The following is a 15,995-nucleotide window of genomic DNA, read 5'->3' as shown; positions in this document are numbered from 1 at the left end:
AGGATTGCCTGGAAAAAATGCTTCATGTAATACAGCGATATTCGGTTATGCTTGTTACAGGAAATATGGTTGCCATAGACAAACGGGGAAACAGGAGTAAGAAAACTTTTGATCGATTACAGGCAAAAGACTCCTGTAACTATATGCTAAATATCTCCAGAATATTTGGAGGGAAGGCATCTTATTATGGATGTGCCATGGCATTCAAGAGGGAATTGAAAGAAGTTATCTTACCGTTTCCAAAGTATATGGAATCCCATGATACATGGATTGCCATGGCAGCAAATTTATTGAAAAGCAGCGTTCATTTGGAATATACCGTCTTAGAACACAGGCTGCACGGAAATAATGTGACAAAATCTCATAGAAAACTTGGAAAGAGACTTCATTCAAGAATTCTTTTTGCAAGGGCATTGGGCGAATTGTCCATCAGAATTATTAGATATCGAATCATACAGGGAGGAGAATAACATGATCAGACCAAATATGCATTACAGCGAATTAAAAGATTCCTATCTTTTTTACAATATTGCTCAGAAAACCAAGGCTTATGTAGAGCAGCATCCGGGAGTAAAGCTTTTAAGAATGGGTATTGGAGATGTTTCACTGCCATTATGCGATGCCGTAATCAAGGCATTGCATGAGGCTGTGGATGATCAGGCTTCAAAAAGCAGTTTTCATGGATATATGCCTGAGTGTGGTGCCTCATTTTTGAGGGATACGATTGCAAAGTATTATGAAAACAGAGGCGTTTCTTTGTCCTCAGACGAGGTGTTTGTTTCAAGTGGAGCAAGCGATGAGCTTGGGGATATTTTAGACTTGTTTGAACGTTCCGGTTCTGCATTGGTGATTGAGCCGGCTTATCCTGCGTATGTGGATGCGAATGTGATGGCAGGAAGGAAGATTGTCCATCTGGCTTCCGGGGAAGAAAATAGCTTTTTGCCTGAGCCGAGCGAAGAAATAAAAGCAGACTTACTCTATATATGCTCACCAAACAATCCTACCGGAGCCGTTTTTTCACGTAATCAGCTTCAGGCATGGGTAGATTTTGCCAATGAGAATGGTTCCGTGATTCTCTTTGATGCAGCATATGAGGCTTTTATTGAGGATGAAACTCTTCCGCATAGTATTTTTGAACTGGATGGAGCAAAAACATGTGCGATTGAAATCTGCTCGCTGTCCAAGACTGCCGGTTTTACGGGAACCAGACTTGGATATACGGTAATACCAAAAGCATTGAAACGGAGTGGAATGAACCTGAATGAAATGTGGGTACGCAATCGTACAACAAAGACAAATGGTGTGTCTTACATTATTCAGAAAGGTGGGGCAGCAGTTTTTACGGAGGAAGGACAGAAACAGATTCACGAAAATATCCGTATTTATAAGAAAAATGCAAAGGTGCTGATGAAAGCGCTTGATCAGCTTGGAATCTGGTATTGCGGAGGAAAGAATGCTCCATATATCTGGATGAAGTGTCCAAATGGAATGGGAAGCTGGGAGTTTTTTGATTATCTGTTACATGAAATTCAGGTTGTGGGAACACCGGGAGAAGGGTTTGGAGCCTGTGGAGAAGGCTATTTCCGGTTTTCAACTTTTGGCTCACCGGAAGATACAAAAGAAGCGGCAGAAAGGCTTGTAAAGCTGCTTTCAAAATGAGAAAAGAGGTGCAGGAGATGTTCGATGCAGGAAAGGTAACAAAGGACTGTATTGACTGGATCAGAGATTTTTTTGAACAGAACGGACAGGACTGTAATGCAGTTGTAGGAATTTCCGGTGGAAAAGATAGTTCTGTTGTAGCCGCTTTATGTGTGGAAGCACTGGGAAAAGAGCGTGTTATCGGAGTCTTGATGCCGTGTGGGGAACAGGGGGATATTGATATGGCGTACAGGCTTGTGCAACATCTGGGTATCAGATACTTTATAGTAAATATAAAGGAGTCTGTTGATGCAGTTACAAAAAGTATCGGGATTTTGCCGGAAATTTCTGTACAGACAAAGACCAATCTTCCAGCCAGAGTGCGTATGACAACATTGTATGCAGTATCACAAAGCATGAATGGCAGGGTGGCAAATACCTGTAATTTGTCTGAGGACTGGGTAGGATATGCAACTCGCTATGGAGATGGTGCTGGTGATTTCAGCCCACTGTGTAATTTGACTGTTACAGAGGTTAAGAAGATCGGAATGGAGTTGGGACTGCCTGCTGAATTGGTTGAAAAGACTCCTATTGATGGACTTTGCGGGAAAACAGATGAGGAAAATCTGGGGTTTACCTATGCAGAGCTGGATGAGTATATAAGACATGGCGTTATAAAGAATATGGAAACAAAGGCACGGATAGATTCGCTGCATCATAGGAATCAGTTTAAAATTGAGCCGATGCCAGGATTTGTATATAAATAACTGAATATTAACAGCGTTCTGAAGAAAACGGGTGGTGACTGATAGTTGCCATCCGTTTTCTGGGTGCGCCTTGCGGCGCACGTCGCTAATGGATGAAAGTTGTGTGTTCTGCAAGCTGTTATCAGCTTGCCAGTGAAAGTCTGGTCAAGGTAATCGCCAGTGAGCCTTGTAGCGAACCTCCAATGCTTTTGGGTGACCGACTGTGTTGAAGCGAGGTATGCCTGTGAGAAACAGGTGCAAAATAGCAGTCCGTAACATAAAGTGAATCCTGTAGCATCGTTACGTTAGCCCTGTAAGGGACAAGAGGGAGTCGAGTCACTGACTTTCTGACGAAGACCATGGAAGATGTGGGGATACTGGAGTACAGCATTGAGGAACCCTTCGGTGTAGAGGGAGCGGAATGTTATGAAAGTTGATAACGGAACAGAAGAGATCTCATACCATCATATAACCACAAGTATGTAACTGAGGATATAAGCACGCATGCGAAATTTCTTGAGAAGTGGTATGAGAAGTCGGAGGAGCCCATAGTATCTATGAACTATTGGTAAGAAAAACAATGGGAGAAAAGGGGCTCTGCTTTAATCAAGATTAACGGGAAGGTAAGGGATAGTGCATGCCAAATATTGGACAACAACACTCAACAGAAAAATCACGACAACTTCAACGTAATCTATACCTGACAGCCAAAAAGGATAAGCAACGCAGATTTCATGCGTTGTATGACCGTATCTTTCGCCTGGATATTTTGTGGCGGGCATGGAAAGAAGTGCGAGAAAACAAGGGGAGCGCTGGGATTGACGGCATTACCTTTGAAATGATTGAGGAATACGGAGTAGAAGAATACTTGTTGGATATTCAAGAGGATTTAAAGAATAAGAAATACAGACCTAAACCGGTAAAGAGAGTATACATTCCAAAACCGGATGGGAAGCAAAGACCATTGGGGATTCCGACTATTAGAGACAGGATTGTGCAACAAGCCTGTAAGATAGTGATAGAACCTATCTTTGAAGCAAATTTTCTGGATAGTTCTTATGGATTCCGTCCTAAAAGAGATGCAAAACAGGCTACAGAAAAAGTGAAAAAAGAATTATATAAAAACTGGTATGTAGTAGATGCGGACATACAGGGATACTTCGACAACATCAATCATGAAATACTACTGGGATTATTAAATCGTCGCATCAGTGATAGAAGGGTCATTAAGTTATGCAGACAGTGGTTACAGTCAGGAGTCATTGAAAATGGGAAATATTATCCAACGGAAAAAGGCTCACCGCAAGGAGGAGTCATTAGTCCGTTGTTAGCAAATATCTATCTTCATGTATTGGACTCCTACTGGGAAAATCATAAAGAACTGGGCGTCATAGTCAGATATGCAGATGATGCAGTGATTGTGTGCAGAACAAGAAAAGATGCAGAATTAGCGTTTGAGCATCTGAAAAGAATAATGGCTAAGTTGAAACTGACATTGAATCCGCAAAAAACAAAGGTTATAGATATGAATAAGGAGAGCTTTGACTTTCTTGGATTCCGTTACCAGAAGTTTGGTAAAACCAAAAGCGGACGAAAGTTGCCTTATATGATGCCTAGTAAAAAGGCGATGAAAAAGGTGAAGGACGCAATCAGAGTAATTACTTGCAGAAAGTCAGCCTATGAGGGTCTGGAGCAAAAGGTGGAGAAATTAAATCCACTTATAAGAGGATGGAGAAATTACTTTCAGCATGGAAACTCAACAAAACAATTTAAACAGCTTGATGAATACGTGTGGATGAAGCTATGGAGACGGGTGTATTACAGGCGAAAGCAGAAGAAATACAGAGAGCATGTGTTGTATGGATTTCGAAAGTGGTATGCAACCAGTGGAATTACTACTTTGATAAAGTCCATTGCCACATTGAAAAAGACTTGGATGCCACTCTATGAACAGTACACAGATGGTAAGTTATCCAGAGAAGATTTCCTTATGGAAAAGAAGAAATATGATGAAGAAACTGCAAGATTGGAACAATGGTTGCAGGAGCTTCAGAGCAGACAGGAAATACAGCAGGAAAATCATCAACAGATAGAAAAGAATATCAGTCAGTTGAAATGTTACGCTGATCAGATGGAACTTACGGAAGAAATAAAAGAGAAGCTGATTGACAAAGTGAAAGTATATTCCGATAATAGAATAGAAATCTGTTGGAAGTTTGACAGCGGTTTTTTAGATACGCAGACTATGCATAAGTGTGGTTGATATACGGACTTGTGCAGAAATAAAAAAATTATAATTTTTTTTAGTCCTTACTTGACAGAAGAACAAACAATATCTAAATGGGAGAACGGAGTTTCCCAAACAAAAGGATATTAAGGAATAACCTGTGTTTACCTGCTTGCAGAATACTGTTGTATAAGAGAATGACACTTGAAATATAGTGTCTTTTTCTATATATAATGAATTTTAATTAGATAACTGAAAAAGAATGACTGTTCATTTTTAGCGTGATATAATTTATGTTAGAGAGAATGATAAATTTGAAAGGTGTAAAGGAGACCAACTATGAAAGATAAAAGCATTTTAATCAGTGTGGGAATTATTATTTATATTGTTATGTCTGGAATTGATAGATTTGTTTATCATATACCTAATGTTATTTATATTCCAGTAGCAATTCTCGGTATTGCTTTAATTTTAATTGGCTTTTTCAAGGATAAATCTAAATAACAAAATTTGAAGTTGCGAGGATGAACATTTATGAAAGGAAAAAGTAAAAGTGGAGTTTCAATAATAGGTGGTGCAGATGGTCCAACAAGTATTTTTATAGCTGGTAGAGCACAGAAAAGACCTCTAAAAGTAAGGATACGAAGTATTCTCTACAGATTTAAACGTAAGAGAGCAGAGAAGAAAGTAGTTGCAGGCGAACATACTCTTGATGAGTTAGTACAATATGCAAAGAATAGCTACAATCTAATTGAAACTAATTCATCTGAGAGAAAATATATTGAACAACAAAACAATCTAAAGGAGAGTTTGATTTTACAGCATAAACCAGAAATTTTAGGTGAAATGAAGGATATTCCAAAGCCGAATATTTACAACGAAAAATCTATTAGAGAATATCTTTATAAAATAGAGGCACGAAGAGAAATGATTGCCGAAATGCCAGATAATGTAATTCCTATGAACTTCCATCTATATGAAATAAGAATAGGTGATGATTCTCTTGAAATGAATATAGATTATATTTGGAATATATTCGCGATATCGTATTCTGGAAATAAGAAAGTAATGAAACAATTTCAAAAAATTTCAAAAGATTTGTATATCTTTTATGGTGTTAGTGAAGATGATATTAAGAAAAAAACAGAAAGATATTTATCGTTGGTAACAGTATTAAGTTCATAAATTCCAATTTAGAAAGCTGATAAAAATAGGAAATCAGGATTTGAAGGAGAAATTAAGATGGAAGAAAAAGAATTATTGCAGGCATTGGCTGTAGCAGAGAGGTTGAAAGATACGACTAGACATTGTTATACATCGAAAGGACGTCAGGAAAGTGTTGCTGAACATAGTTGGATGATGACTCTCATGGCATTTTTTATGAAAAATGAATTTCCAGATGCCGATATAAATAAAATTATCCAAATGTGTATTATACATGATCTAGGGGAATGTTTTACGGGTGATATTCCTACATTTAGAAAAACAAAAGAACATGAAGATACAGAAGAACATCTGCTGAATGCCTGGATAGATACATTGCCGGAAGCAACTAAAAAGGAAATGAAAGACTTGTATAAGGAAATGGCAGAAAAGCAGACAATCGAAGCCAAAATCTATAAAGCAATTGATAGCCTGGAGGCGTTGATCCAACATAATTTTTCTGATATTTCGACATGGTCTGAAAATGAGTTTGAATTAAATTTAACCTATGCGGATGACAGAGTGGGCTTTTCCCAATGCTTGTCTGATTTGAGGGAACAAATTAGACAAGATACTATGAAGAAGATTTCCAAGTGCTGATATTTTAAATTAGAATCTGATGAGGTAAAAATAAATGAAGAAAAAATAAAAATCATAGTTGTGTTGGTAATTGGATTTGTAGTCGCAATAATATTGATGAGTGTCGCAATTTATTTTGGAGACATTAATGTATATAGCACAAGTGTAGATACATTGCCTGTTAAAATATTTGGAATACCTATTTATGAACTGACAAAATCAGGAACAAAGTACATTGGCAAAACAATAGAAATTTATATGGGAGTAGTGTGTGGTATTTGTATGTTTCTTAGCGCTATTGCTGAAGAACTTATCAGTAGAATCAGTAGAGTAAAACATAAATAAATTCCAGTAATATGGAGAGATGAATTTAAATTTGTGAAATCGAGGATATGATATGGGCGGACGAATGATAGGATTTATAGTATGGGCAATCGTTGGTTGTATTCTGATTGGCATAGGAGTATGTGCTTATTTTTCAAAAAAGACGGTTGCTTTTTGGGCGAACATGAAGGCTTTTCCAGTAAGAGATATAAAGGGATATAATCATGCACTGGGTAAATTGTTTATTTTCTATGGAATGCTTTTTGTTGTGTTAGGAATGCCTTTATTAAGTGCTCAAAATACTCCATATATTTTGCTGTCAGTATTTGGTGTAATGATTGAAACGATAGTATTTATGGTAATTTATAGCTTGTTTATCGAGAAGAAATATAAAAAACAGTAGGACAAGGAAGTGATATTCCATGAAAAAATTTTTGAAAATATTGTTCATCCTTATTGGAATCGTTTTTCTGATTTTTGTAGTTCTGATAGGTATTGGATTATTTGTTGATTTTGAATATGATGATCACATTGAAAATGGTCGTTATACTTATATTCCAGAGGAGGAAAATAAAGATAATGAGTATGTAGCATTTACGATGAGTGATTATGATAAAAATGATTCAGAGCTTACCTATTACGACTCTATTGAAAAAGCTATTTTACATTCTGCTCTGAAAGAAGAAAATGAGGAACTTTCCGTTCCGGATGATTTTCTTAATCATGTGGATGAAACTTTTCATATATGGAATGGTGAGCAGTATGATACGATTTTTATCGGGCGGGAACAAACGATGATCCGGTGCAGGGATTCGTATTCGCACGCTTAAAAAAGCAAATACAAAATGGAAATACACGCTATGCGTTTATCACTTCCACACAAGTTACTGCGAAGCCGGACAGTAGATATAGCTCAGATTTTCATAAGTTTCTTCATTCTATTTTAACATTGAGTGATTTTCAACAAGACTTAAATCCAAACTATCCGGATACTCGTTTTGTGTTTGGATATGCGCATGAAAAAGAAATCTATACATTAGAAATTGAAGGACAAAAGCCGGACGGTGTCATTGAAATTGATGAATATGGCAGAGTGACCTATATGTGGTATTACAATGATTTAAAGAGCGATAAGAGAGGCGACTGCCTGAGTTATTCCATAGATGTACCTGAGTAAAATGCCGGTTTACCGGTATTGGTAAGAAAAAGGAAAGGATATCCAGTATGAAAAAAGAGAAAAAACAGATTTTATATATTTTCACATTTTTGATTTTAGGGTGCGTGATCGGCTATTTTGTAGCAGTTACGCAGATGAAACAAGTCAATGATTCCGAATATATTGCATTTTGGGCAAGTCAAGACATGCCGGTTCCGGAACCGATCGGATTTCCGCGGAGCATCATTTCGTTTGGGATGCTTTTTTCCGGGATACCTGCGGGATTGATATTTTTCTCCCATATCGCTAAAAAGTGGCTGACTTCAGCTGCTCCTAAAATTATTATTGGGTTTCTTACCTGGCCTATTTACACACTTGCCGGGGCAGTCGGGGCAATTCCACTCGTTGTTTATTTGATTTACCGGTTATGGAAAGGACGGATATCATATCAAAAATACAAATAGCATGGTTAGGATTTCTATTGGTTGGAGGGGTAGGAGTACTTTTCATTTTCTCTGGAGTGATGATAACTTTTGTGACAAGAAAACAAACGAAGCAGTGTATGAAAAAGATAGAAGGCACTGTTGTGTAATACCAGTTTCCGGGTGGCGGAAGTATGAATCCGATCGTGGAATATGTTGTGGATGGAAATCGTTACACAGCAAAGAAAAAATTTCGTGGGATATTGACAAAGAGGATATCTGGACTATCCGTACATGTAGCGTCAGGCGTCTATGAAGATGAAAAAGGCTGGCTGCATATAAAAACGGGAGCGATTGCAAACTTGCGTGAATTAGCAGAACAGCTGTGGCCTATTGGCAGCAAGATGACCGTTTACTATAATCCCGATCATCCGAAAAGATGTTATGTGGACAGACCTGTTCTGGGAAGCACGATAGCTGCTGTATTTATTGTAACAGGTTTGATCATACTGATTTTAAGTGTGTTACTATTTGTGCTGATCCAATTATAAATTTGAAGAGATATCATGTTATTAAACAGATTAGAATTTAAGGAGAAGATATTTTGAGAACATACAAGGATAAAGAAGAATTAAAAAATGAAATCAATAAAAGTTTTGAAAAGTATATTTCCGAATTTGATGATATTCCGGAATCTTTAAAAGATAAGAGAGTAATTGAAGTGGACAGAACCCCGGCAGAAAATCTTGCTTATCAGGTTGGATGGACGACATTAGTTTTGAAATGGGAAAATGATGAGAAACAAGGAAGAAAAGTGCAGACCCCATCCGAACTATTTAAGTGGAATCAGCTAGGCGATTTATATCAATGGTTTACGGATACTTACGCATATTTATCATTAGCAGAATTAAAAGATCAATTAAAACAAAATATTGCATCGATCCATACCATGATTGATTCAATGAGCGAGAAAGAACTATTTCAGCCGCATATGAGAAAATGGGCTGATGATGCTACAAAAACAGCGGTATGGGAAGTCTACAAGTTCATTCATGTTAATACGGTTGCGCCTTTCGAAACTTTTCGAACTAAGATTAGAAAATGGAAAAAGGTAGCACTGTAAATAAGAATATCAGGTGGGGATAGAATGAATTTTGCCATATTTAGATTATTTACAAGAGTTTCATTATTTGTTATAGCTTTCATGGCTTGTATCGTTTATCTAATTAAAAAGAGAAAGTTTGTGTATTCGATATTTTTTGATAAAGAAGTGATAGAAAAAGATTATACTGGAAAAAATGATATAAAAATTCTTCGATTGGCTAATAGTCTTCTTATGATAGCTACTATTCTCTTAATCTTATATTTGAAAGATGTTGCTTTAGATATGCCTTATATCATAAACAAACAGTATTGTTATGCGGAAGGATATGTCACGGAACAATCTCATGGCGGTGCGAATCTATCTTCGGAAAGAAGAAGTATTTTTCTACATGATAAAGTGACAGACGAGGAAATAGAAATTACTATATTTTCGGGATATATTGATAAAAATGAATATCTAAGAATAGAATATCTTCCATATACAAAATATGGGGCTATTCAGGCTGTGGGGAACTAAAGCGTAACAGTGTAAAATAGGAATTGTCGATTTGTGTATGATCATATTTCACTATATCAAGTATTAGTTTGAGGGCTCTTATTGTTTGTTCGCCTTCTCTGACATGAAAAAAAATTAAGCGGAAATGGTGTGGTTTTGAAAAAATACTTGACTGTAAACCTTGTTTATAGCTTATTCTTAAGGTAATAAAAAAGAGTTGCTTGAAAGGGGTGAATAATATGACGATAAAAGAAGTAGAAGAACGAACAAGTTTATCACGTTCTAATGTCCGTTTTTATGAAAAGGAAAAACTCATTGAGCCTTCCAGAAACGAAAAGAATGGTTATAGAGATTATTCTGAAAATGATGTGGAAAATATAAAGAAGATTGCATATCTACGTACATTGGGAATTTCTATCGAGGATATACGACGTATTATGTCTGAGAAAGTAACATTGCAGGAAATGGTTAAAAAGCAGAATGAAGTATTAAAAAATCAGATGATTGATTTGGATAAGGCGAGATTCATGTGTGAAAAAATGTTGGAGGAAGAAAGCATTAGTTATGAAAAATTACAGGTGGAACAATATGTAACAGAATTGGAAGATTATTGGAACGACCATCAGGTTGTTTTCAAATTAGATTCGGTCAGCTTTTTGTATATATGGGGGAGTATGCTTACTTGGACAATTATTATTGTACTATGCTTGATGATTGGAGGATTCTCTTATTCTAAGTTACCGACAGAAATTCCAGTACAATGGAGTAATGGAGTGGCAACATCTCTGGTAAATAAAAACTGGATTTTTATTTGTCCGATTTTATGCATCATAATCCGCTATCTACTAAAGCCTTTTATCTATGTAAAATTACAGATGAACAATTATTATGGAGAAATTGTAACAGCGTATTTGACAAATTATATGTGTTTTATTGTGTTGTCAATAGAAATTTTCTTGATACTGTTTACTTTCGGGGTGGTAAAAAGTATTGTTCTGCTGCTATTTGTGAACACGGTAGTTTTTATTGGATTGTTAGTAGTTGGTTTAACTAAAATGGATTTGCGAGGAAAAGAGTTTTTATGATCCGGAGTTATTACCTGAAAGGTGGGACAAAAATGAAATCACATTGGCATCATGACCACATTTTTGGTGTGCATGCCATCAATGGAATCAGTATTGCTCACGATAAAACAAATGAGTTTCTAAAAGATCAGCAAAAACAGGCAAAGGACCTCAACTATATCAAAATACTAAAAAAGCAAGATGTTCATTTTGAAAAAGAACATTGTGGACAGGATAAATTAAATATTGTGCTGTCAGATATAGCATTTTCTGATAATATACCGTTGGATTTGAGCGGCATCACAGCTCAAATTTTTCATACGGTTTCTTCACATTCAGATGACACCACTTGTGTTTATGTATTTGAAGAAAAGGTGTTGTTTTTAGGGGACATCACCAGAGCAGATTTTTTTGATAATGGATACATGGACAAAGATCGGGTTCAAGATTTGATACAGACGATTCAATCAACAGATTATTATTGCTGTATTTTAGTCACTGTGAACCACTTGCGAAAGAAGAGTTTCTTTTCTATTTGGAAAATATACTCTAATTGTTTTTTGTTGTAGAGTTTAGCATTTAATGTAATGGTAATAGAAAATCAAGTGAATAAAAAGTGGAGAATTTAAAGAATCATATATAACAAATTAGAATTTTTAAGGAGGAATACTTATGGATCGTTTTAAGAAGATTTATCAACAAGGTACGATTGATGTAGTGGAAATTTGGGTTGATACAGAAACCGGTGTGAATTATGTTTTCCATAGAAACGGAAATGCAGCGGGATTTACACCATTACTTGATAAAGACGGCAAACCAGTAGTAAGTAAATAGTGCTACAATTTTGAATTTGGAGGTATAGCGGTGTACGAAAATTATAGTAGACAATCATTGCCAACAAAAGAGTATCGGGAATTATTAGGTAGTGCTCTATGTGTTTTTAGTTCAAATAATGGATTTATAATAGAAAATATCATTAACACAGATGATTCATTTAATTGGTATGATTTGATTGATAAAGAATCAGGATTGCTTAGGAAATGTATATCAGATACTATTTCTAATAAAACTGGAAATAAAGAAATTGAAAACTTATTTTTAGAAATTGTGAATATGAGAAATAGGATTATACATGGATTTAGAATTACATCAAAACAAGGTGAGCAAGTACTTGCAACAAAAACTCTTAAAAAGGACGGAAATACTCAATTTGAAATAACGATAGAATATTTGATGGATTTTATATTGAAAAATGAAAAACTAGGTGATTTGCTCCACGAATATAGAGGATATTAGTCTGTGAAATTCCAGTCTTACGAAGAGCGTGGAAGTACACATGAATTTGACTTTGGAGGTTTAGCAGTGGCATCAAGTAAAGAATATTTAGAATTTGTTTTAGGGCAGTTATCGGATCTGGAAGAAATTACTTATCGATCTATGATGGGAGAATTTATTATTTACTATCATGGCAAGATTGTAGGTGGTATCTATGATGATAGATTACTTGTAAAACCGGTGAAATCAGCAATTAGTTATATGCCAACAGTTTCGTATGAATTGCCTTATGATGGAGCGAAAGAGATGCTGTTGGTCGAAGAAGTTGACAGTAAGGAGTTTTTAACAGGTCTGTTTCACGTTATGTATGATGAATTACCAGCACCGAAGCCGAAAAAGAAAAGATAAATTACTTTCGGCTATAGAAAACAGAAGTGAAATGAGCAGACAGATAAAGCAGAAGTTGGAGGACAGTGTTATGAGAAAAGTAAATTTATTTATCGCAATGAGTCCGGATGGGGATAATATTGTGGGAGGTCTTGGGGTCATTGTAAATGATTTTCATAACAAAAAAGATCTTACACCGAATGTATGTGCGTATATACCGAAAAAGAATATCAAGGGCAAGGAATCGCAGGACATTTACTGCATACAGTTGTAGCAGATATGAAGCGGAAAGGGATCACACCACTCTATCTGATTACGGATCTTACAGATTTTTATGAAAAATATGGATGGGAATTTTTCTGTATGGTTCAGTGCGAAGAAGATCCTGAACAGATCAGAATGTATATTCACAGATGAAGAGGCAGGGAATCGAAAGGTTTCCTGCTTCTTAAATTTGTGGATCCCCTTTTGGTCACGGCATGAATTTGTCTGTTCCCTACATAGAAAAATAATGACGTCAGAAAATGAAACTGTTATAATAAAGATAGACTTTATTTCTGTCAAACAGTGAGAGAAATTTCGTATATAGAAGAGGAAACACAGTGAGACAGTGTACAAATGAGAAGGAGGGGGATTATGGGTACGGGATTGCAGATGATCGTGGGAATGCTTGCAGCGCTAGTGATCGTATGTTTGTTGATAGTAGTTCACAGGAAGCAGAGGCTGGTGTGGAGTGCTGTTTTTGTTCTGCTTGGAATTACGACAGTGTTTGCCGGGATATTTATTTTCACAGGGAGTGAACGGAAAGAGGATGAGAAAACAGCATCGGCAGAGCAATTGGAGGATGTCTATATTGGACTTGCTTATGGATTTATGGAAGAAGAGGCATATGAGGAGGCAGAAATTTTTCTGGGGAATTATCTCTCTTCGGGGGTATATGATGATGCCTATCTGCTTGCGCGGGCAAGGCTTTATGGATTGCAGGAAAACTATGACGGTGCGGAAGGCTTGTACCGGATGCTGATTGACAGAAAGTCAAAGGCAGCTGGAAGAAATGAGCTGAAAGAAGAGCTGGAAGTGATAGAGAGGGCGAAGAAGGAAGCGGATGAGGATGCGAGAGAGGATGCAAAATCGCTTTTGAAGGAAGCGGCATCTTCCTGTACAGAAAAGCAGACAGGGACAGAGGATGCAGTTTCCTATTATCTTGCAGTACAGAAAGAACATGATGGGGAAGAGGAAGAAAAGAAAGCAGACATCCCGGATGGAGAGATATGGAAACTCCGGGAGATGAAGCTTGCCAAAATGCAAGGACAGATCCAAGAGGAAGATTATGAGGAGATTGCGCAGGAGATGAATGCCTGGGAGGACAGTAGTCAGCTGCTTGTATTTTCTGAATTGTATCGTCAGGGACTGATCAGCACATCCATGCTCCGTAAAAATGAAGAATTGCAGGCAAAGACAGAGCAGGCCAAGCAGGCACTTTCCTGGGTAAATAAGCAGAAAAAGGGATACAGGTATACCGGGGAAGACAAGAAACTGATCGATCAGACGCTGAAGCAGTTAGAGAAAGCATCGGATGACAGTGAAGATGCATATGATTTCTGGATGCGTGACAGACTTTTAGAGGCAGCGGGGAAGGAAGAAGAGAAAGAACCGTCAAAGCTTTATATGCAGGCATCAAGGCTTGCCTACGAGAGTGGAGATCAGACAAGTGCGAATTCCTGCCTGGATAAAGCGCTCGATACTGTGGCAAGGAGTGAGGATGATGCTTATCGTGGTCCGGCAGGAGAACTGAATCGGATTTTATCGGAGAAAGAAGATAAAGAACAGCTGAAAGAAATTGATACTTATGCGAAACTTACCGTTGATCATATCGTTCCGATCACAGATCATTCTCAGGATACAGACGGACAGAAGGAAAAAACTTTTCAGGAAAATAAAGAAGAGAGGCAGGAAGATTTCACGCAGTATGTCACAGATACTGTGAATCAGAAGGCGGCATCTGTAAGTATTTCGGGAATTGATACCAAGGAGTTTGAAACTGTTCGGGCAGTAGTTTCTTTGGAGGAGGGGATTGCAGACACCGAAGAGAAGTTCCGGGAAAATGTGGAAATCCTTGATTGCGGGGTAGAAATTCCTGATTATAAAGTGAAGAAGCTGGAATATGACACAGTAAATATTGCGCTTTGCTGCGATAATTCCGGCAGCATGGAAGGAGAGAAGATTGAGAATCTCAAGAAGGCAGTTTCTACATTTGTAGGGAAGCTTGCGGATGAGGTCAATATCGGGATTGTTCCATTTGGAAGCGGTGTGTTAGAAGGGGTCTGTGAGCCGGGAAGCAGCAGGGAGAAATTGGAGCAGTCTGTGGAGTCTTTCCGTTCTGACAGTGGAACCAATATATACAGTGGAGTCGAATATACACTTTCGATGCTGGCAAAAGAAAAAGATGCCTTGAATATCGCGGTGATCATGTCGGATGGACAGGATAGTATCCCTTCAGAGGAGCAACTTCAGAAGATCACTTCCGCCTGTGAGAACGGAAATATTTTGTTGTATTCGATGGGGCTTGGTGCGGATGTAGAGTCGGAAGTGCTAAGTACTTATTCCGATGCAGGAAACGGAGCATATGTCTTTGTATCGGATTCCAATTCGCTCTATTCTTTCTATCAGTATATTTATCAGATCAGTAAGAACCGTTATGAGATTGAATATCAGGCAGTCGACACGATGACACAGAGCCGGACACTCCGAGTGGAACATAAAGGACACAGGAAGATTTATGATGAGAGATCGTATTATCTGTATGAGAATGATCTGACAGAGGAAGATCTGGGACCAGAGAGTGATCTGCAGATTCAGGATATGATATTTTATGGGTTAGATACGAAGCTTCTCTATGAGTCTCCTGCCCCCCAGAAGGTGAGACTGACGGGAAAGGATTTAAAGAAAGAAAATAAGATTTCGGTATCTCTTCACGGGGCAATGGAATATGAGTTAGAATGCAAATATGAAAGTGACACAAGCTGGAAAATAACGATTCCGGCGAGAGCAGCATGTGGAGTGTATGACGTTTATGTGACGGCAAATGGAGAGCGAAGAGTATTCCCGTCTGGGCTTGTGATCACTTCAGGAGATCTGAATACGGTTCGTTATGGAAATTATATATTTACTTCTACCGGGAAAGAGGTTTGCGGAGACACGACAAAACTGACCGGATATATCCGGATGAATGGATGGCTTGGATTTCAGGACAGTGTCCAACTAGAAGGAGATTTGAAGAAAGATCCGGAAGTACTTATGCGCTGTCGGAGATCTTATGTACAGTATGATAGAAATACTGCAAAAGGAATGATCCGCTGACAGATGCTTCCTCG

Annotated in this window: 21 protein-coding genes and 1 pseudogene; all 22 read left to right on the top strand. The window is 37.6% G+C overall.

The features are described 5' to 3' along the window. The first annotated feature begins 17 nt into the window (after positions 1-17). Positions 18-470 carry a glycosyltransferase family protein gene (locus ACESPO_RS02990; RefSeq protein WP_336304818.1) on the top strand — a complete coding sequence of 151 codons (453 nt, stop codon included), beginning with the start codon at positions 18-20 and terminating at the stop codon, positions 468-470. A 1-nt stretch (position 471) separates the two neighbouring features. Then, on the top strand, positions 472-1,659 hold the full coding sequence (locus tag ACESPO_RS02985; protein ID WP_016439147.1) for an LL-diaminopimelate aminotransferase: 1,188 nt from the start codon (positions 472-474) through the stop codon (positions 1,657-1,659). A gap of 17 nt (positions 1,660-1,676) precedes the next feature. Continuing rightward, positions 1,677-2,405, top strand: a complete 729-nt coding sequence (gene nadE, locus ACESPO_RS02980) for an NAD(+) synthase (protein WP_035102745.1) — start codon at positions 1,677-1,679, stop codon at positions 2,403-2,405. Positions 2,406-3,021: 616 nt separating this feature from the next. Next, positions 3,022-4,647 (top strand): group II intron reverse transcriptase/maturase, encoded by a 1,626-nt coding sequence (gene ltrA / locus ACESPO_RS02975; RefSeq protein WP_499788446.1) that lies wholly within the window; start codon positions 3,022-3,024, stop codon positions 4,645-4,647. A 303-nt stretch (positions 4,648-4,950) separates the two neighbouring features. Next, a complete protein-coding gene (locus tag ACESPO_RS02970) occupies positions 4,951-5,115 on the top strand; it encodes a hypothetical protein (protein WP_016439144.1) in 165 nt (54 codons plus the stop codon). Positions 5,116-5,145: 30 nt separating this feature from the next. After that, the gene (locus ACESPO_RS02965) at positions 5,146-5,796 is read left to right on the top strand and encodes a hypothetical protein (RefSeq protein ID WP_016439143.1); all 651 of its coding nucleotides are present in this window, start codon (positions 5,146-5,148) and stop codon (positions 5,794-5,796) included. Positions 5,797-5,853: 57 nt separating this feature from the next. Continuing rightward, the gene (locus ACESPO_RS02960) at positions 5,854-6,414 is read left to right on the top strand and encodes an HD domain-containing protein (protein WP_016439142.1); all 561 of its coding nucleotides are present in this window, start codon (positions 5,854-5,856) and stop codon (positions 6,412-6,414) included. 30 nt (positions 6,415-6,444) lie between these two features. Beyond that, positions 6,445-6,738: a DUF5963 family protein gene (locus ACESPO_RS02955; RefSeq protein WP_165851926.1), complete on the top strand. Its 294-nt coding sequence runs from the start codon at positions 6,445-6,447 to the stop codon at positions 6,736-6,738. Positions 6,739-6,790: 52 nt separating this feature from the next. Further along, entirely contained in the window at positions 6,791-7,120 is a 330-nt protein-coding gene (locus tag ACESPO_RS02950; RefSeq protein WP_016439140.1) for a hypothetical protein, read from the top strand. Between the two features lie 19 nt (positions 7,121-7,139). Further along, positions 7,140-7,894 (top strand): annotated as a pseudogene (locus ACESPO_RS02945) (hypothetical protein). Positions 7,895-7,941: 47 nt separating this feature from the next. Beyond that, entirely contained in the window at positions 7,942-8,337 is a 396-nt protein-coding gene (locus tag ACESPO_RS02940) for a hypothetical protein (protein ID WP_499788445.1), read from the top strand. 152 nt (positions 8,338-8,489) lie between these two features. Further along, positions 8,490-8,846, top strand: a complete 357-nt coding sequence (locus tag ACESPO_RS02935) for a DUF3592 domain-containing protein (protein ID WP_016439136.1) — start codon at positions 8,490-8,492, stop codon at positions 8,844-8,846. 53 nt (positions 8,847-8,899) lie between these two features. Beyond that, positions 8,900-9,418: a ClbS/DfsB family four-helix bundle protein gene (locus tag ACESPO_RS02930; RefSeq protein WP_117576254.1), complete on the top strand. Its 519-nt coding sequence runs from the start codon at positions 8,900-8,902 to the stop codon at positions 9,416-9,418. Between the two features lie 24 nt (positions 9,419-9,442). Then, positions 9,443-9,916 (top strand): hypothetical protein, encoded by a 474-nt coding sequence (locus ACESPO_RS02925; RefSeq protein ID WP_117576253.1) that lies wholly within the window; start codon positions 9,443-9,445, stop codon positions 9,914-9,916. Between the two features lie 218 nt (positions 9,917-10,134). After that, positions 10,135-10,980: a MerR family transcriptional regulator gene (locus ACESPO_RS02920; protein ID WP_336304820.1), complete on the top strand. Its 846-nt coding sequence runs from the start codon at positions 10,135-10,137 to the stop codon at positions 10,978-10,980. Between the two features lie 32 nt (positions 10,981-11,012). Next, on the top strand, positions 11,013-11,528 hold the full coding sequence (locus tag ACESPO_RS02915; protein ID WP_336304821.1) for an MBL fold metallo-hydrolase: 516 nt from the start codon (positions 11,013-11,015) through the stop codon (positions 11,526-11,528). 103 nt (positions 11,529-11,631) lie between these two features. Continuing rightward, a complete protein-coding gene (locus ACESPO_RS02910) occupies positions 11,632-11,793 on the top strand; it encodes a DUF6440 family protein (protein ID WP_336304822.1) in 162 nt (53 codons plus the stop codon). 30 nt (positions 11,794-11,823) lie between these two features. Next, positions 11,824-12,255: a hypothetical protein gene (locus ACESPO_RS02905; protein WP_336304823.1), complete on the top strand. Its 432-nt coding sequence runs from the start codon at positions 11,824-11,826 to the stop codon at positions 12,253-12,255. A gap of 66 nt (positions 12,256-12,321) precedes the next feature. Then, positions 12,322-12,642, top strand: a complete 321-nt coding sequence (locus ACESPO_RS02900; RefSeq protein WP_120105189.1) for a TfoX/Sxy family protein — start codon at positions 12,322-12,324, stop codon at positions 12,640-12,642. Positions 12,643-12,712: 70 nt separating this feature from the next. Beyond that, entirely contained in the window at positions 12,713-12,895 is a 183-nt protein-coding gene (locus tag ACESPO_RS02895) for a hypothetical protein (protein WP_016439126.1), read from the top strand. Beyond that, a complete protein-coding gene (locus ACESPO_RS02890) occupies positions 12,826-13,038 on the top strand; it encodes a GNAT family N-acetyltransferase (protein WP_499788444.1) in 213 nt (70 codons plus the stop codon). Before ACESPO_RS02895 ends, ACESPO_RS02890 begins: the two co-directional genes overlap by 70 nt. A 219-nt stretch (positions 13,039-13,257) precedes the next feature. Further along, a complete protein-coding gene (locus tag ACESPO_RS02885; RefSeq protein ID WP_499788443.1) occupies positions 13,258-15,981 on the top strand; it encodes a vWA domain-containing protein in 2,724 nt (907 codons plus the stop codon). The last annotated feature ends 14 nt before the right edge of the window (positions 15,982-15,995 follow it).

The sequence above is a fragment of the Coprococcus sp. HPP0074 genome (genome assembly GCF_964238105.1).
Classification (GTDB): Bacteria; Bacillota; Clostridia; order Lachnospirales; family Lachnospiraceae; genus Faecalimonas; species Faecalimonas umbilicata.
Note: the sequence above shows the minus strand (reverse complement) of the source record. Positions and strands in the feature narration are given on the sequence as shown.